Raw genomic sequence first — 19,431 nt, forward strand, 5'->3', positions numbered from 1 at the left:
TTATTTCTTTTCAGTCCCTCCGTTTTTCGGAGTTTCCTTCTTATTGTTATCTCCCTCCTTCTTTTCCTCGTCATCTATCTTATTGGCGGAGAAAAATTGTAAGGCAGCCTTTGCCATTTTTTCAGAAGATTCTATCGCCCTGTCTCGACCGGAAGATGCACTCTTGGTACCCTCATTAAGTATCTCCTTGAGTTGGTCTAAGCCGGTTATATTGTCAAAGATTGGAGGCTTTTTGTTTACCAAAGCAGTTAGTAGATCTGCTGTCGTAACCGGAGTTGCAGCGGATGCCTCTTGTAAGTTGAGAGGAGTTATACCCTTTGTCGTTTTACCTGCCAAGCAATCTGTAGAGTTAAGACCTTTATGATCAATCTCCATCTTATCAATTGGAGAGTCTTGCCAGTTCCAGAAACGAGTAAGGTCAATCTTTTCGCTCACATTTGTTTCTCCTAACACCGCTTCACCTATCATACCACTTGTCGGTAGAGATATTGTAGTTGTTGGTGCACGGAAATTATTGCTATGGTATCGGCATATTGCATCCTGCATTTCTGCGGCAGTACAGCCCAGTAGTTTTGCCAAGCTTTGAGGATATGTAAAAGGCAATAGCATACAGTTGCCATAGAACCCAAGAAGCTTTTTAACATTAACACAGTTGAGCAGTGGAATGTTGACATTGTTTCTATTGGAATTTCTTATATCCTCTTCTTCCGTTTGAACATTCGCATTCAAGATAGCCTCTTCAAAGTCCATCTTTATGGTGTACTGTTCCAACATCATTGCTCTTTCGTCATCAGAAAGACCCCTCCAAACTATTTGAGAGTAACGTAGAGTTTCCGATGCCAGATATTGCAGTAAGGCTTCCATCTGTTGAAACTCAGTACGACGCAACGTATGGGAACTTGTCGAAACGCCCACATAAACATCTCCTTCTAATGATGAGTTGGATAGTACAAGTTGGAATTTCACCGGTTTGTCGATCAGCTCAATTTCCGGATAGCCGAGACTATTCATTTCTCTTGATGATATCCACACATTGGGAGATATGTATGCCTCAGGCAAGACATTTCTGTAGTACTCGATTTTTCTAAGATCACCCGAAGTATTGTCGGTATCCTTCATCGAGTCCCAATATTTGTCCATCATACTCTTATATTCCTCATCTGCGTAGACGCCGGAAGCTGCCTTTGCTTTAGGATTCTTATACAATGTATAATGCAAAGGTTCGCAAGAGTAGCGGATAGTTACATGTGAGATATCTTCATCAATAACTCCAATGGGGAGATTAAAGGAAAGTATCGCCCTTTTCTTTGGGTATTTTCCATTAGAAGTGTTTGAATTTCTGATATCCCTTATCGCCCGTTTCAGGTCATTGCTTGTTTCATATTCGCTTCCTAACCGGACTCTTTCATAACTCACCGTTCCGGCGACAGTTCCCTTGCCATTCTTCAGAACAAGATAAGCCTTAATATCATCACATGAAAGGAATATACCTTGTATTGAGAATGAAAAGAGAGATGGTTGCCCTCCTGTCTTTTCCATTGTCCATTGTGGTAAGGCTGCATATTTCTGAATGAGGTTTACTCCTGCCCAATGCTTATAAGGTAAGTAGTATTTCAGAGAGTTTGCATACTTCAATACTGTGGCATAACGCCTCGCGAAAGCTGCGCTATTAAAACTTTCGATACTGCCTGCCGGATAAATCAAACTTTCTCCTGAAGGCAGGAATCTGATCAATTTAAGAGGAACAAATAGCACCAAGTCGACGCTATCAATACATGTTTCCAAACGGTAGCGACGCATAACCTCCCAATATTGGATAGTCATTGCATGAGAATGGTTGTGGTTCGCCACGATCTTGGTTGCAACAGAATCGGAGACATCGTTCGTCGCGGTAGTGATACTTATACGCTTCGACTGAGACAACCTTGCTGAGGCTCTCTTGATATTGTGTTGAAAACTATTGGCTGCGGCTGATGCTTCTCTGTAAAAGTTAGATTGGCTTGAAGAGAGAGAGCTTCGACCTTTCGTTTTTGAGAAACCTCCGGATAGTCCTAAAGTTGCACTGACATAAGGAGCAAAACCTCCGGCGATACCACCGCCTCCACCAAAGCTGTTCGTCCAAGTACTATAGCTGTAATTAGAATTGGATCTGGACATCTGGTCAATCGCCTGATTAAAAATTGCGGAAGTATCGTCCTCTTGAGAAAGAGCATAGCGTGAGCGTGTTGCATCCGCTCCCTCTGCTACATCTGTAATACTGTATCTCTGTTTATTCTCTCGTACAATGATGCGTTGTTCCTCTCCCGGAGCAAGGATCAAAGAGTACAAAAGAGTTCCAAGAGCAAAGCCATCCGGTACCCATGCTTGATGCATATTGAGTGTATAACCCATGCCGAGCGTGGACATTTGTGGATAGTTATGAGGATCCTTGTACATCTGTTCCTTAAATGCCTCTACATCTACAGGTCTGTTCAGTGTTACTCGCGCGTTCTTGCCGGCACCTTTAGGTATGGGGAATATATCGGGCTCTTTCAGGCGCTGTAGCATCCTATAAGTAAATATCCTTGACGGAGCTGTGTCAGTAGGTAGCTTTATAACGTCTCCTCCTTCACCCATCAGCTTGACGCTTGGTAACGCTCGAGGCATATCCATACGTCTGTTTTCAAATATCTCTTGAATGACAGTGAATCCGTCACTCTTGACCTGCTCTTCTCCTATGGAGGTGGCAGTCAGCTGAGCATTCAGTTTGGAAGCAGATGCCATAAACCGGTCGAAAGTGCTCTTTAGGTCGTTTGTGCCAAAGCGTTCCAACAGCTCCTTTTTCTTTTCACTATACCTCTGCCTCAACTCCTCTCGTTCACTCTTCAGCCCTTTAGTCTCTCCTTTGCCTTCTAAAGTCTCGTTTATCTTCTGCAGAGCTTCCTCCAATATCCGCTTGGCTCTATCGGTTGTTTCCGGGTTACTTATTTTTGCTTCGATGCTTGCCTTCTTTCTCTCCAGGAATCGGATCCTCTCGGATAAGCTGTCTGCACTGTCTCCGATGGCATCGACAGCAAGAAACTCTTTGAGTATCTGCTGTTCCGGAACAGAATCGATAAAATCCGATGCCGTTGTCAAAAACTTCTGTCTTTTATTTCCATCGGAAATGGTTATCGTGATAGCCTCCTTGAGGCTATATCGGTCGGGCATTGATATTATAAACCTACCATTGCCGTCTGTATAGCATCGAGGTTTTTTATTGACTTCTGTCTTATCTTGGTCCGGACTTACAATACCATCTATCTCGACCAATACCCCCGGCAGACATCTCTTATTTTCATCCGGTTCGTCCGCCTTTTTTATAAACACGGTACCGCTTGCTGTCCGAGGTAAAGGCAAGGTGTATTCGACATTGTCCAGAAAACCCAACACCTCATTTATAATCTCGTATATAGATTCGAGCTCTGCACTCGCATCATCTTCAGAAGAAAAATCATCCTTGAACAAGTACACCGGAGGCACTCCATCTGCCTCTATCTGAGCGGGAACTCCAATGAGAAGAGAGCTTATATTCTCCCAAGAATTTATCTTCGCTCTATGGGAGCGTAATATCTCAGTTACTTCCGGACGAAGAGAAGCAATCTTTCCGGATATGTTGCTATGAGGAGTCTCTTTTATACCTTCTTCAAACTCTTTCCTTTTTGATATACAGAATGAAGCCAGACTTGGAGAATATTTCAATAACATTGCCGCATTGGCAATCATTTTCTCAAGCTCCTCTTTTTCCACGAGGGAGAAATCTACTTGAGAGGCATTGATATTGGTGAGAATCGGGTAGGCTTTTTCTGCATCTACCTTCGCCAAATCTTCCACATTACGTACTCCCGCCTGGACCAGAAGATACGCCATGTCTGTCGTCATACCTTCCACTCTCCATAGATCTGCCTGCTTTATCCAGCTGGTAACAAGTTTGAGATCCACTCCAAGTCTCGATGCCATGGAAACTCTCTTTTTATGAGAGCGACCTCTAACCAGAAGTGTGGCAACATCATACACATTGAGCTTATCCCTCAACTTTGCTTGCATCACACGGCTAATCCCCTTGATGGGAATAAGAGAGGAACTCGGCTTATTTTCTTTTTGATCTAAAAACTTCAGAGTCTTGAGAACATTCTCCAAAGTAAAGTATGCGCTTAGGGGACAATTCGGTGTCTGTTCGCCATCTCCTTCAAAATATCCTTTTGCTATCAACAGCTCCGCTCTGGACAAATTCTCTTCACTCTTTTTGTTCAGAACCAACTTTTTTAGAATATCAAAACTAAGAGGAACGCGCCACTCCGGCTCATTGACTTTCTGTTCACAGATTTTACGTATTTTGCCGTACAAATGGCATTGCTCATCCATTTTACTCTTTCGATCAGGCATAATATGACAGTTTTTATGTTAAACGTATATCAGATTTCAATCACGCTCACACACCCTTTATAATCGTGTGTGAATAGTTTTGGGTTAAATAAGAAAACGCCTCTAAAGCGTATTCAATCGTTTTTATACACTTTTTGGAGAAGGTCTGAATACCAACCTTAATCCGATGTCTGATGCAATGTAGACCTTTTTGTTTTAACTTGCAAGAAAAAATAGGGGAATTAACATTTCCCTCCCCTTATTTTTAGATTAAATAGCATCCTTGACTTGATGCGTAACGACAGGATTCTTAATGCTCTATTGGTGTCTCCGCTGCTTATTTCGGATGAAGTGATACTATCAAACTACCCTTTTCGATCCGGAAACTCAATGCCGAAACGGTCTCAAGAACCAAACTGAATGTTCCCGATTGGGAGCGATCTTTTGCAGATTTGCACGCAGAACAGCCCGGAAGTAAATGGCAGGTAAATGCCTCGTTATAAAAAAGCATCGATACCGGAGTATCAATGCTTTTTGTTGTTATTGGTTTTTCTTAGTGCCGCTACGCCAAAGCCCTATCAGGATCGAGATGGCAAAGATGCCGAGAATGATCATTAGGGCAAATTTTAGAAGTGCGCTGGAAATGACGATAATTCCTTTTGCTATTGTAAACACAAGGACAAACAGTCCGATGACCAAAAGGGTTCCAAGTAATTTCTTTAATATATTCATCTTTCTTTCGTATGTGTACAATATAAAGATACGAAAAATAGGGGAGGATTACAAGTTTAATCCCCGATGAGAGTGCTTCCCATTTATGGTAGGCGGCATATTTTACTCTTTTCTTTTTTGTCTACGGAAACAGGATGGAAACTCTTTCCCTTTTCGAGACTAAACCGGGAAATGCTCTGAACGGCTTTGCTTTTTCCTCTAAACACGTTCGTATTTTCCATTATTCAGGTTCGGAGGTGCAAATCAGGGCTCGAAGCGTGCAAATCGAGATGCGAATGGTGCAAATCGACTCTTGATTTGCAGAGAACAAGCTGTGCTTTTCAACTCTAAACGGGTTTAGATTCGCTCTTGAAGCGGTTAAGAAACAGTTCCGAATAGCTATAATCCGGTTTTTAGATATGCCTATGGGAAGAGGGGATAAGATTTCGTTCCCCGACAGAGCTTCTTCAAGAGATCTGCATCGTAGCTTCCGGTATGGCTTCTGCTTGTTCCACTTCCGGGAGAGACAGCATCATCTCGCAAGCTTTGGTGGGAGAGAGCCCTTTGTCGAAGGTTACGATGAACCATCTGTGCAGCCCTTCTTGCCGACTTCTCTCTTCATATTTCCCTGCCGGAGGGAATAGCCGTTCCACCCGTGTTGCTTTTATCTCCTTCAGTACGGAGGTCAGACGAGCAGGCAGACTGCTCATGGAGATCTCGCCGGAGTCGTTCATCTTGATGTTTTGCAGTGCGGCTTCGGATACGTATATATGTATCCTTCCTTGCACGAATGCCTCTGCCCGAAGTGTGGTGGAGGTGTCTGTTGCTGTTTCGGATGTTTCTGTCATGCTGTTTTTCAGGGATGTTTTACTGTTTTTGCAGGAGACCGGCAGCATCATTACCGGCAGAACCATTGCAAGCACCGTTCCCAATGTGCGGCGGCTAAGGCTCGTTTCTTTTGTCTTGTCTCTTTTCATCTTGTGAAGTGTACGGATCCGGATGCAATTTAGCGACTTTCTTTGAAAAGCACTAAAGGTTTCTTTGAAAAGCACTAAAGGTTTCGGAAAAAAGCACTAAAGGTTTCGGAGAAAAGCACTAAAGGTTTTGGAGAAAAGCACTAAAGGTTTTGGAGAAAAGCACTAAAGGTTTTGGAGAAAAGCACTAAAGGTTTTGGAGAAAAGCACTAAAGGTTTTGGAGGAAAGCACTAAAGGTTTTGGAGAAAAGCACTAAAGGTTTTGGAGGAAAGCACTAAAGGTTTTGGAGGAAAGCACCTAATCTTTCTGTGAAAAGTACCTAATCTTTTCGGAGAAAGTACCTAATCTTTTCGGCGAAAGTACCTAATCTTTTCGGCGAAAGTACCTAATCTTTTTGGAGAAAGCACTAAAGATTTCCGGGAAAAGATTCGCTGCTTTTCAGAAAACGTTGTGGAAGAAGATTTTCTACGCAGCTTTCGGGTAGGTGTCCGGTGGCTGTTCTCTTCCGGCAAAGAAGGATAGGGGGCTCTTGGATGGGGTTGTTCATCTGTCCGTTTTGTTATCTTTTTTGTGTGGCAGGGTTTGCCTTTAGACCGTGCAGGGGCAATGCCCGAAAGGGTGATTTTGGCAGCTGCTGTTTTGTGAATGCAGTTTTATTTATCGTTTTCGGGAGCCGGGATAGTGCAGGGGAGAGGAACTATCGTGGCGATGCTGCTTCGGGATCTGCCGGAATGGGAATAAAAAAAGACCTGCACACGCTGCGTGTACAGGTCTTTTCTTTTATAGGTATCGAGCGATCAATAGTCGAACGATAGAGACAGCATCATCTTTTGAGAGCCATATTCTCCTAAGCCTCTGATGCCGGCAAGGTCGAGCTTGACGTTGTAGAACTTCACTCCGATACCTGCACTCCAAGCACTGGTAGACCGGCTGCCATACTGATAACCTGCGCGAAGGCTTACCATCTTGTAGAGCGTGTAGTCCGCACCGATGTTTGCTTGGTATAGCGGATCGGATGCCAAGAAGAAGTATCTTCCGCCAAGAGTGAAGTTGAACTCGTGAGTATCAGAAACTGCTGTCGCAAAGTCTCCTGTAAGCTCGGCTCTTGAAGGTACCGCAAACACGTCCTTGGCAGAGTAAGCGATAGGTGCTCCAAGATCGGACACGCGAGCAGCGATGTTCAAATATTTTGCACCACTATTGGTGAGATCCATGAAGTAATTGGCTCCAAGGCTGAATGTTCCCGTCATGGCTGTTCTGCCTGTGTAGCTTTGGATGAATGATCCGGAAGCAAAAGCAGATAGCTTGTCATTGAAACGGAAGGCATAACCTAAGTCGGCACTCCAATCGAATGGAGAAAGCGGCTTGCCCGGTGTACCGAACTGATCCTTTATAGAAGGAAGAGTGAGACCTCCCTGATAGCGGAAACCTGCATACACAACGTGGCGGTCGAGGAATCTCCATCCGGCAGTGGCCATTCCGTTCAAGAGTCTGCCTTCTGCCATAGCCATCTTAGGGAACATAAGTCCGCTTGCAGAGACTGTGAACTTCTTGTCTGTTTGGAAGATGGAAGCCGGGTTTACATAAAGATAGCTTCTGTCTGTATGCGCCAATGATACACCACCCATCGCAGCAGTACGTGCATCAACGGGAGTCTCTAATATCGGAAGGCTTTGAGCTGCCGCCTTTGGAGCAGAGAATAGTCCCATTGCTGCCAAGGCCATTGCTCCAATGATATATTTTATCTTCATATCTTTTTTATAGTTATTGATACGGTTGAAAATTTATGATCTACAATTACCTCTTTTGGACAGCTCTTTCATAAGGTTTGCCGCCTGTCTTCACTTTCAAGGTATATGTTCCCGGAGCTACTTTGCTTGTATTGATCTTGGCAACACCTGTATGATCTGCAGGTACTTCCTTATCCAAAACAACTGCTCCGGTAACACTTATCAAAGTGATGTGAGCTTTCTTGTGTGTCGGATTGAGCCAAACATTCAACTCCTTCTGCATTGGAAGAGGCCATACAGAGTAAACATCGAGAGAAGGATCTTCAACTACGGTAACAGAGAAAGATGCCATGGATGACATGTGTCCGTTGCTTACTTCCACAGATATGGTTGTGCGTCCGGGCTTGTATCCTTTGATGGTTAGCTTACCCTTATCGTCTACGTCGGCAGAAGCTACCGAGCCGTTGGATGAAGAAGCCTTGTATGTAAATGTCAAGAACTCTTGAGGAGTTACATAGTCTGCAAGGTTAAGAGAAGCTCCTTCTCCCTTAGCTCCTATTGTTGGAGTTGGGAACGCTTTCTTAAATTCAGGCTCTGTTACGGTAACGATTCTGAATGGAATAGTATATGTGAAAGAACTCTTAAGCTCGTCTGTAAGTTTAAGATTGAACGAGTATTCACCGGCAGAAGATAGCGGACGGATAGTAACTTTCAAGCCTTTGTCTATCCGTGCTACGCTTACGCAGTTGGTCTTATCCTCCAAAGTATATTGCCACTTGTGCCCATCCGGATCGGAAATATTGAATTCATACTCGACTTTTCCCAAGATATTCAAGAGAACAAGTGGATTTTCGGGTACGTTGGAGATTACCGGAGGATTGTTCTTTTTTGTCTTTACGGAGATAAAGGATGGAGCCGAGAATAAATTCCAACGGTCTATTGCTACAAGAGCAAAATGATACTCTTTATCAGGAGTCAACTTCTTTACCACGAAAGAAACTTCGTCATTAACAGACAAGCCTTTGCCTCCGACGAGAGGATTGCTTATAAGTTCGCCTTCTTTTTTGTAATTGTTTGCGTTAAGAGGGGTCGTAGACATGTAAACGGCATACTTGTCCGCTGTCCCATCATCTTCATCTTTGGGTACATTCCAAAATAGTGTAAGCTCTGTGAAGTTAACATTTGCATTGATCTTACTGCTGTTGAACTTAGGAGATTCCGGAGCTTTTTGATCATTTTTAAGAGTCAAAGCTGCATAAGCATCGACATAGCCTGACCCCAAACGTCCTGCTGCTCCCGGATTTATCTTGTCTATATCCACCGGTAGTATAGAAGCCAGCAAACGAGTCTTTAGATCTTCACTGGTAAATCCGGGACCACCGAAATGAGATACAATAAGAGCTGCAACACCTGAGGCGTGAGGACATGCCATGGAGGTACCTTGATAGTATGTGTACCAATCCGCTACGTTTGCAGCATTTTTGTCGGTCGTACTTAAGACTCCCGCTTTTGTTCCATACAGCATCTGATCTCCACCCGGAGCTGAGATATCTACCCAGTCGCCATAATTGGAGTAGGTAGCCCTCTTAAAGTTTGTTCCGATTGCTGAGACGGCAATACATCCTTCGTATGCTGCCGGTTGGCTTGTAAATTCCAATCCATCATTACCGGCTGCAAAAAGCACAACTCCACCCTTCATTGGAGAGTCCGGTCTTTGGCTGCCTTTCCCATCAGTACCGGCATATTTTACGAAATAATCGATGGCTACTTTTAGAGAGTTCGGAGTAGTATAGATACCTGAACGATAAGGATATCCCCATGAGTTTTGAGATATAACGGCTCCATTGTCAGCTCCGTACTTGATAGCTGCCGCAGCGTTGCCACCCTGAGCACCTTCTCGGAAGATCGCTGCCGACATGATACGTACTCCGGTATTAGGGTCTCCATTACCTCCGGCTACTCCTGCTACTCCGACACCATTGTTATTTTTTGCAGCGATGGTTCCTGCAACGTGTGTTCCATGAGCATCTTCGTCCGGACGTAAATTCCCTTGATCGGTTACAAAACAGTAGCCATTGATGTCATCGACAAATCCATTATTGTCATCATCGACACCGGAAGTCCCGTTCTGTTCGGCCTGATTTACCCACATATTATCCGCAAGGTCGGGATGATCTACATCTACCCCACCGTCCACTACGCAGACGATGACATTTGGGGTACCGGTGGAGATTTCCCACGCTTTGAAAAGGTTGATGTCGGATCCCATGACTCCCGCAGGAACACCGGTTCCTATGTTGTTGTAGTGCCATTGTTCCTTCAGAAGAGGGTCGTTGAATGGCATTTTGGCATTTCTTTTAAGGTAGTCTTCGGTTGAACTTAATAAATTTATGGCTGCAGGATGCTGATTAGCAGAAGCCGGAACTATTACAGGATTGAATTCTACAATCTCTACACCATCTACGCTATCAAGAGCTTGCATTGCTCTGGATATCTCCACCCCTTTGTCGAAACGTACTATGAACCATAGGTGCAGGCCTTCTTTTCTTGATCTTTCTTCAAACTCTCCTGCCGGTGGAAACAATCTTGTTATAGCTGTGGCCTTTATGCTTTGTAGAGCAAAACCCATAGAAGAGGGAACACTGCTCATTTGTACTTCTCCCAATTGTGCCTGAGTTAAACTCTGCTCAACTTCATCTGTGATCTTGATGATAATCTCTCCCGGAACAGCTGCACCCGGAGGAACATTATACATTTTTAGAGAAGACGATGATGTGTTTGGTTGTTCTTTTTGTTGGCTGTTGTCCGCATATTGGACTTCTCTTTCATTTTGGCAGCCTCCTACTGTCAAGAGCCCAAAGAGAACGCTCAGCAAATATACTTTTTTCATGATCTTGTTATTACTTTAAAGTAGATAGAAATATCCCCACCGAAGAGGCTACAGTGTACCCTGCTACACTCTCGGTGGGGATATCTAAACTATCTCATTTATACATTAAGTCTATATAAATGAACTACGGTCTTAATGGTTACTTAAGAGAAAACTTCTCAAACTTTGTTTGATTTTTGTTTGCAGCTGCTTTTTGAAGAGAAGCCATTTTTGCTTCAAATCTAGCTTTCACTTCGTTCTTATCTTTACCGTAGTAATAGTGGCTTAGGCGAGCTCCTTGTATTTTTGATGCACCTTCTTCATACCACATTGCGAATTGAAGAGATACTTCACCCGGATTTACGTCGCTGAATTGAGCCGGTCTAAGCATCAATACAAGGTCTTCCTTGGTTACGAAAAAGAATCTTCCATCTCTTTCCAAAGAGTTTGCATCGAAACCTTCTTTGTCTTTAAGAGCGATAAACTCTTTTGTTGGAGCATAAGCACCATCAGGACGCAACCACATTACCAAGTTGATCTTATCTTGGCTGAAGATTTGAGCGAATTGAGTCAAACTTTGTAGTAGAGCAGGATCTAGTCCGGCATCTCCGGTTTTGTGGTAGAATGCCAAAACATCTTTCGCCTCTTCTTTTCCAACTTCACCTTCCTTAACAAAACTTTGAGCCTGGAGTTCTTCCGGTTTTTTTTGATTTGGATAATCTTTCTCCTTCTTGTATCCACGTTCTGTCATAAATGCGACAACATCCGCAGTCTTTTTGTCTTTATTATCCAAGAACTCTTTAAGAAGGTATGGGAACTTAGAGAACGTTGGATAGTCTTTATCTTGAATGTAGTAGTGCTCGAATATAACTCCATAAACCATTGTTCCATCCTCTTGAGGTTCTTGAAGAATGGTAGCACGTAACATCTTATCACTGTTTTGATACACAAGCTTCTTCGCTGCAGACATATCTTGCATAAAGGTAAATCCTGCATTCTTAAGAGCTTCGATAAATGCTCCTTCTGCAATTCTTTCCCATGTGTCTGTTGTTGCTACAATAACTTTCCATGTTTTCGGGTTATTGAAAGGAATAAGATAAGTAGCATTGATGAAACCGTCTGCTTCAGGAATTACTGTCAGCATACCCGGTTGTGGTCCGAAGAAGCTTTGTCCCGGTTCGCGCAAGCTTATTATGATAGAGCCTTGTGCTGCCTCCATTTTTGCACGTTGGAAGACGCTCATCTCAGCATCAAAAATAGGGAAGTAAACTGCATTAGATATATTTTGGAATACTCTGATAGCCTTAACTTCTGCACCAACTTTTATAAATACTTTAGCTTCGCGTGCTTTGTCTGTTTTATTAGCAGCAACCTCAGCCTTCACAAAGTTACCGGCTCTGGTAACGTTAAGCCAATCTGTCTGTTCAAATTCCATAGACCATTGTTCTGCATTTGTTTCTACAGCGACAAGGAATTGTCCGCCACTTACAGGAGCTTCAATTGTTTCAGAAGAAACATTGATGAAAATCTTAGAAGCGCTTTGAGTCACAGCGATCTTTTCCATAAGGCCACCTGCGTAAACGATAACTTCAGCCTTACGATCTTTTCCAAGAGTGTTTGCTTGTGCTCCAACCACGATGCCTTCGCCTTTGCGAGTAGCTGTAAGCCACTCAGCGTTCGTAGATACATTCCACTTGGTTTGGTTTGTTGTTACTTGAACTTGTGGTTCTGTCGGATTCTGTGCTTGGTTGTTTAAGGTTAGGGTTTGCGCAGATAGCGTTAAAGTAGGTTCTTCCGGCCCGTCATTTTTTGGCGTACAAGAAACGCTCATCAAGCTCGCAAGAACGACTGCTGAGAACACAGCAAGAAAGTTTTTTAGCTTCATAATCTTGAGATTTTGAGTTAGTAAAAAATACATTTAGGTTAAAAATTATTCAAGTAAATGGTTGTCAAAAATAGTCTATAATCATCAACATCAGATTGATGAAGATAGGGTAAGGTAGTCAAGAGCGCTTTGAATATTGAATTCTGCTCATAAATTACGGCAAATATTTTCTAATAAACAAATTCTTTTGCCCTGAAGCAAAAAAAAATTTTTTATGAGACTTGGCATTCCATCAGCTGTTTGGGGAGATGTTTGGGAGTCTTAATAATAATAACTATATTTGCACCGCTTTGCGTAACCTCTGATAGGAATGTTATTACAGAGTGTGGCCTATGTACGTTGCGTTTGGCTTATTATATATATGTATAAGCGATCAATATTATGGATTTGATTAAAGTAGCCGAAGAGGCATTTAAGAGCGGTAAAGAACATGCGCGTTTCAAGAGCGGGGATACCATCACCGTAGGATACCGCATTCGTGAAGGTAATAAGGAGCGTGTCCAGCAGTTTCGTGGAGATGTTCTTCGTATATCCGGACACGGAGACAAGAAGATGTTTACCGTGCGTAAGATCTCAGGAGGTGTCGGTGTAGAGCGTATTTTCCCTCTCAACTCTCCGTTTATTGAAGAGATTGTGGTGAATAAGCGCGGTCGTGTGCGTAGAGCCAAGCTTTACTACCTTCGTAAACTCACCGGTAAGAAGGCTCGTATCAAAGAGCTTCGCACTTACTAAGGAGGGAGGCAGACTCCCCGAAGCCTGTCCAGGGCTTCTTTATATAGATTGGGTTAAAGAGAGAGCACTGTTCCGATTTTGTTTCGGACAGTGCTCTTTTTCATTTTACTCTTTTGGGCTGCTTGGGGTATGTTTCGGGGATATTCTTTACTCCCTTTTTGGGGGAGCTTTTATATAAAAACGGACTCTCCTGTTTTTCTCTTCTCTTTCCGTTTTCTCTTCTGTTTTGGGGCTGAAAAGGCAGATTGTTTTATCTCAACTCTCTGTGGGTGATCGGTTTATGGTGAAATTTGAAATTCGGAGAAAAATTTTTCTCAGTCCGTTTGATGGGGCTTTTTCGCGTTAATAGATGTGAATTTTAACACCTGCCTCTGTAAATGTTCCCTAATGAAGAAATCTACCTTTTCAGGAGTGTTTTAGGGTGAAAATATGTAGTTTATTGATTATTAGCGTTTTAGAGGATTTGGCTAAACACGTTAACCGAATCCGGTAAACGTATTAAATGAAATCGGTAAACGTGTTTACTGAAAAATTAAACACGTTAAGCCGACAAAATATGCTTGTTTCGCGTTTTGGGTGAACAGGCGTCGAAAATAGTGTTAATAAAACGGGCTGATTTAACAAATTCGGGACCCCTCCGAAAACAGAGGTGGAGGATGAAATAGAGAGAGATGTTTGGCGGAGCTTTTTGAGGGATGGAATATATAAAAATGACGTCTTGGAAGAGGGGAGATTTGGAGTGTGAAACAATTTATTGGGGCCTCTATTGTGTGGTACGAAAAAAAACATTACCTTTGCACAGCAAATCGGGACACCGGTTTCAAGCGAATTAGGTCGGGTAGCTCAGCTGGATAGAGCAACAGCCTTCTAAGCTGTGGGTCCTGGGTTCGAATCCCAGCCTGATCACAACAATAAGATGGAAAATGTCTTCAGAGGCTTTGCCTCATGAGCGCAGGTGGTGAAATAGGTAGACACGCTACTTTGAGGGGGTAGTGCCGGTTCCGGTGTGTGAGTTCGAATCTCATCCTGCGCACAGAGAAAAAAAGTAACAAGAGGTGCCTGAGCGCTAAGCATTCAGGCACCTTTTTGTATCTTTGCCCAAGTTACAAGCAACTATCTCGTAGAGAGAACCGTTGCTCTCACTTATCTTGCAAGAATGCTTACATTTCCAAAAGCAAAAATCAATCTCGGTTTAGAGATTGTCGAGAAGCGTCCGGATGGGTATCACAATCTCCAGACGCTGTTTTATCCTATCCCTTTGACAGATGTACTGGAAATATGTTCGGGAGTGGAGACTTTCTCTTTTGATGGAGGAGATGCGCTCTCCGACTGTCCGGTGGAGCAGAATCTCGTGGTCAAGGCATACAGGATGATGGAGTCGCAGTACGGGTTGCCACCTGTAAAGATCATTCTGCGCAAGCATATCCCTCATGGTGCAGGGCTTGGCGGAGGGTCGAGTGATGCAGCAAGCACGCTCGTGATGCTGAATGAGCTGTTTCACCTGAACTGCTCTCGTGAAGAGTTGGCTCTCATGGGAGCGAGATTGGGTGCTGATGTCCCCTGTTTTCTGTACGACTCTCCCACTTACGGAGAGGGAATCGGAGACATTTTGACCCCTTTTGATTCTTTCTCTCTCAAGGGGTATCATCTTCTTTTGTTGCTGCCGGATATTTATATCTCCACACCGGAAGCGTACTCCGGAGTCTGTCCGATGAAACCCGAGGTGGATTTAAGAGAAAGGCTGAATCTGCCTTTGAAAGAGTGGAGAGGAGTAGTAAGCAATCGTTTCGAGTCTTCTCTTTTCCCTCGTCATCCTCATCTTGTCGAGATCAAAGAGCTGTTGTACCGGCAAGGTGCCCTTTATGCTTCAATGAGCGGGTCGGGTTCTGCCATGTACGGCATCTTTGACAGTGAACCGGATCTCTACTCTTTTAAGACATGGCGAACATTTCTCATGAAATTATAATTACCAAATAACACAAACATTTTTATGAGCCGTAAAACATTTTTAGCAGCAATGCTGTGCTCTCTTTTCTTGGGGAGCGGTGCTCTTTTGGCGCAGGACACTAAAGCCAAACAGGAGATCAAGACTCCGAAGATCTCTTATGCCAAAAGATTGCAATATGCCGGTCCGGTGAATATATCCCGTCCGGTGCTCTCGGATAGTACAAATCTGTCCGGCAAGAGCTACGATGTACAGACCATGCTGTACTATTCTCCCCGTGTCAATCTTGCCAATGACACACGCACTCTTCTTTCTCCGAAAAGTGGAGAGAAGCCTGTATTCAGTGTGCCTGTGAAGAGAATAGCAGACCCCAATACCTTGCAGTATCATATCTTCAACTTCAATCTCCTTCCGGAAACTTACACCAAGGGAACGCTCTCGATAGAGTGTAACGCTCCTTTTGAAGTGTTGGTGGACAACGCCTCAAAGCTAAAAGGTGTCGGAGCAAAGGCGGTAAACGACAGCATCAAACCACAAACCTCGAAGATTACACTGCTACCCAAGACACACGCTGTTACGGTTAAGGTGGCACTCTCAAGCAAGGACTCTTTGGAAAACATAGAGCTTCGTGCCGGATTTACTCCCGATCGCGAAGACAGAATAGTAGAGGTACGCTCGGATGCCAAGCACCATCCAGATCCGAACTTTATGATCTACGGACGCACATTGGCAGGGTCTCAAATCTCTCCGAGTGGCGATTACGTCATTCTCTACTTCCGTCCATCTGCTGCAAGCAGAGCAGGAGAGCAGTCGTTGCTCTTCCATAAAGGAAAGAAGATAGCGGAGTTCGACGGCGTTGCATCCCGTGCACGCTGGATGCCTAAGACAGACAAACTCTACTACGATGAGACTACCGAGAAGGGACGTACACTGTATGCTTATGATCCGAAAGCAATGAAGCGTGAAGTGATTCACTCCGGCATTCCGGAAACAGGCAGCTACTTTATGTCTCCGGGAGAGACATCTTTGATCTTCAATGTATCGGAAGAGGGACAGAAATACAATAAAAACCTGGATCGTCTTGCTGCTCCCGGAGACAGACTACCCGGTTTCAGACACCGGAATTTTATTTCTATTTTCGACTTGAAGAGCGGAGTCTTCTATCCGGTTACATTCGGAAACAGATCCACATATATTCAAGATGTTGCTCCGGACGATTCCAAGCTGATCTTCTCCGTATCTACTCCTACGCCTACCAAGCGTCCGTTCAGATCCACAAGCTACTACGAAGTGGATCTAAGGACAAGAAGAGTGGATACGCTCTTCGTAAACGATACAGAGATAGCGAGCTTGTACTACTCCGCACTGCCTAATATGCTTGTGGCTACCGGTAGTGCCGATGCGTTCCATGGCGTAGGAAGACTTCTTCCTAAGGGGATGATCGTCAACACTTACGACACCCAGCTCTTCCTCTATGACCGTGTGAACAAGACGGCAAGACCGCTTAGCAAGAGTCTTGACCGCTCTATCGAAACCGTTTCGGTACCTACCAACCGCCCCGAAGCATACTTCATTGCAGAGGTGGGAGACCGTAAACTTCTCTACGTTAGCGATCTTAAGAGCGGTAAGATAACCCGTCTTTCCAAGAAAGAAGACTATGTGAAAAACTTCTCTGTATCTGCTCTCTCGGGAGATGTTACCTATATCGGACAGAGTGCCACATCCTCGGATCGCTTCTACACGATAGATGCCAAGAAGAGAAGAGAAGCCCTTTTGTACGATCTTGATGCCGAGAAAGGTAAAGATCTTATCCGCAGTAACATGGCGGACTGGGACTATATAGCTCCCGACGGCACCGAGATTCAGGGGCGTTTCTATCTGCCTCCCAACTTCGATCCGAACAAGAAGTATCCGATGATTGTCTACTACTACGCCGGAACATCTCCCGTAAACCGTATGTTTGAAGGTTCTTACTCTTTGGCAATGTATGCTTCTTTGGGATATGTCGTGTATAGCATGAATCCCAGCGGCTCTACCGGTTACGGACAGGAGTTTGCCGCTCGTCACGTGAATGCTTGGGGCGATCGCACCGCAGCCGAAATCATAGGCGCAGTAAAGGCTTTCTGTAAGTCGCATCCTTTCGTGAATGCGAAGAAAGTAGGCTGTATGGGTGCAAGCTACGGAGGTTTTATGACTCAATACTTGCAGACACAAACGGATATTTTTGCTGCTGCGGCGAGTCATGCCGGTATCTCGGCACTTTCATCCTATTGGGGAGAGGGTTATTGGGGAGTAGGTTATAGCAGTGTTGCAAGTGCGGACAGCTATCCATGGAACAACCCCGACCTTTATACCAAGCATAGCCCGCTCTTCTTGGCAGACAAGATCAACACGCCTCTTCTTCTGCTTCATGGAACAAAAGATACCAATGTGCCCGATGGAGAGAGTGTACAGATGTATCAGGCTCTTAAGATTTTAGGTAAAGAGGTAGAGTATGTACGTATCTACGGAGAAGATCATGGTATTATAAACCCGGAGAAACGTCTTGCATGGACCTCAACGATAATGGCTTGGTTCGCTAAACATTTGCAGGATGACCCTACTTGGTGGAACGATCTTTTCCCTGCGAATAACCTTTAATCGGGGCATCGGGTAAGCTCCCGAAACTAAACATAAAGCATCCGGAGAATGCTCAAAAGGCATTTCCCGGATGCTTTTATTTTTTTAGAATTTTAGCAGTTCTCTTAGAATTTATACCTTTGTGCCGAAAAAACAGGAGGGGAACAGCTTCTTTTCTTCTCTTTTCGAGAATAACGCTTAAATCATACACAATACAAGACATCTCTACACACTATGAACGTTTTACTTCGCAGCCTCGGCTTCGACTCCGGTAAGCACAGACTTCGCACAGAAGTCATAGCCGGGCTTACTACTTTTCTCACTATGAGCTATATTTTGGCGGTAAATCCGGACATCCTCAGTGCTACCGGAATGGACAAAGGAGCCGTCTTCACCGCTACCGCTTTGGCTTCCGCAGTGGGAACACTCCTGATTGCTTTCTTGGCAAAGCTGCCATTTGCTCAAGCTCCGAGTATGGGTATCAATGCCTTTTTTGCCTTCACGCTCGTCATGGGAATGGGTTACAGCTGGGAGGCCGCACTTGCCGCTGTTTTTGTCGAAGGGATTATTTTTATCCTGCTTACGGTGTTCAACATTCGGGAGCAGATTGTCAAATGTATTCCGGTCAATCTTCGCTACGCCATCTCAGCCGGTATAGGAATGTTTATAGCCTTTATCGGGCTGAAAAATGCGGGTATCATCGTTTCGCACGAAGCCACTTTCGTTACGCTCGGATCCTTTACCCCTGCTGCCACGCTTGCCTGCATCGGTATCCTTATCAGTGCGGCTCTCATTGTCCTAAAGGTAAGAGGTGCTCTCTTTTACGGTATAGTGATATGTACCATCATAGGTATCCCGATGGGTGTAACGGCTCTACCCGATACTTTCACCCCCGTATCCATGCCGCGCTCATTGGAGCCGACGTTCTTGAAGTTCGACTTCCGCGCACTGCTCAATATGGATATGGCTCTTACCATCTTTGCATTGGTCTTCATGGATATATTCAATACGGTGGGAACACTTATCGGAGCAGCTGCCAAGACAGAAATGATGGACGAGCAGGGTAATGTGAAGAATATCAAGCCGGCAATGATGGCAGATGCCGTGGCTACATCCGTTGGGGCGGTATTGGGAACATCTACCGTTACCACATTTGTAGAGAGTGCTTCGGGAATTGCCGAGGGTGGTCGCACGGGCTTGACCGCATTCACCACTTCCATACTCTTTATCACCGCTCTCTTCTTATCTCCTCTCTTCCTGCTCGTACCCTCTGCCGCCACCACGGGAGCATTGGTGCTTGTGGGAGTGTTCATGTTGAGTGCCATTCAGGAGATAGATCTCTCGGACATTTCAGAAGCGATGCCATGCTTTATCACCATGCTTACTATGGTGCTTACCTACAATATAGCGGAAGGTATGGCGCTTGGACTCATCAGCTTCACGCTGGTAAAGATGCTGTGCGGACGCTTCAAAGAGGTGAGTGTAACACTCTATGTGGTATCTGCCCTGCTGCTTTTGCGCTACATGTTGCAGACTCCTCTATTCGATACCATTGCTTCTCTTTTCCAATAAAATCCGTTTC

The 19,431-nt window shown here is 44.4% G+C and carries 10 protein-coding genes and 2 tRNA genes; 6 read left to right on the forward strand and 6 right to left on the reverse strand.

What is annotated here, in order from left to right; translation table 11 throughout:
- From HQ29_RS03880 to HQ29_RS03905, 6 genes are all read right to left on the reverse strand, one after another.
- The gene (locus HQ29_RS03880; protein WP_036867889.1) at positions 1-4,404 is read right to left on the reverse strand and encodes a DUF4332 domain-containing protein; all 4,404 of its coding nucleotides are present in this window, start codon (positions 4,402-4,404) and stop codon (positions 1-3) included.
- A gap of 519 nt (positions 4,405-4,923) precedes the next feature.
- On the reverse strand, positions 4,924-5,115 hold the full coding sequence (locus HQ29_RS03885) for a hypothetical protein (RefSeq protein ID WP_036791333.1): 192 nt from the start codon (positions 5,113-5,115) through the stop codon (positions 4,924-4,926).
- Positions 5,116-5,561: 446 nt separating this feature from the next.
- The gene (locus HQ29_RS03890; protein WP_036867648.1) at positions 5,562-6,071 is read right to left on the reverse strand and encodes a subtilase family N-terminal domain-containing protein; all 510 of its coding nucleotides are present in this window, start codon (positions 6,069-6,071) and stop codon (positions 5,562-5,564) included.
- 795 nt (positions 6,072-6,866) lie between these two features.
- The gene (locus tag HQ29_RS03895) at positions 6,867-7,820 is read right to left on the reverse strand and encodes a PorV/PorQ family protein (protein ID WP_036791339.1); all 954 of its coding nucleotides are present in this window, start codon (positions 7,818-7,820) and stop codon (positions 6,867-6,869) included.
- A 46-nt stretch (positions 7,821-7,866) separates the two neighbouring features.
- Positions 7,867-10,689, reverse strand: a complete 2,823-nt coding sequence (locus HQ29_RS03900; RefSeq protein ID WP_036867651.1) for a S8 family serine peptidase — start codon at positions 10,687-10,689, stop codon at positions 7,867-7,869.
- 139 nt (positions 10,690-10,828) lie between these two features.
- Positions 10,829-12,553 carry a BACON domain-containing protein gene (locus HQ29_RS03905; RefSeq protein ID WP_036867653.1) on the reverse strand — a complete coding sequence of 575 codons (1,725 nt, stop codon included), beginning with the start codon at positions 12,551-12,553 and terminating at the stop codon, positions 10,829-10,831.
- Positions 12,554-12,934: 381 nt separating this feature from the next.
- Here HQ29_RS03905 and rplS point away from each other — a divergent pair, with 381 nt between their 5' ends.
- The 6 genes from rplS to HQ29_RS03935 all read left to right on the forward strand — a co-directional run bounded on the left by rplS (position 12,935) and on the right by HQ29_RS03935 (position 19,421).
- A complete protein-coding gene (gene rplS, locus HQ29_RS03910; protein ID WP_036791350.1) occupies positions 12,935-13,285 on the forward strand; it encodes a 50S ribosomal protein L19 in 351 nt (116 codons plus the stop codon).
- A gap of 832 nt (positions 13,286-14,117) precedes the next feature.
- Positions 14,118-14,191: transfer RNA gene (locus HQ29_RS03915), tRNA-Arg, on the forward strand.
- A gap of 43 nt (positions 14,192-14,234) precedes the next feature.
- Positions 14,235-14,318: transfer RNA gene (locus tag HQ29_RS03920), tRNA-Leu, on the forward strand.
- 123 nt (positions 14,319-14,441) lie between these two features.
- On the forward strand, positions 14,442-15,251 hold the full coding sequence (ispE, locus tag HQ29_RS03925; protein ID WP_036867655.1) for a 4-(cytidine 5'-diphospho)-2-C-methyl-D-erythritol kinase: 810 nt from the start codon (positions 14,442-14,444) through the stop codon (positions 15,249-15,251).
- A 24-nt stretch (positions 15,252-15,275) separates the two neighbouring features.
- Positions 15,276-17,870 carry an alpha/beta hydrolase family protein gene (locus HQ29_RS03930; protein ID WP_082226833.1) on the forward strand — a complete coding sequence of 865 codons (2,595 nt, stop codon included), beginning with the start codon at positions 15,276-15,278 and terminating at the stop codon, positions 17,868-17,870.
- Positions 17,871-18,083: 213 nt separating this feature from the next.
- Positions 18,084-19,421, forward strand: a complete 1,338-nt coding sequence (locus HQ29_RS03935) for an NCS2 family permease (RefSeq protein WP_052089788.1) — start codon at positions 18,084-18,086, stop codon at positions 19,419-19,421.
- The last annotated feature ends 10 nt before the right edge of the window (positions 19,422-19,431 follow it).

The organism is Porphyromonas canoris (assembly GCF_000765975.1).
Taxonomy (GTDB): Bacteria; Bacteroidota; Bacteroidia; order Bacteroidales; family Porphyromonadaceae; genus Porphyromonas_A; species Porphyromonas_A canoris.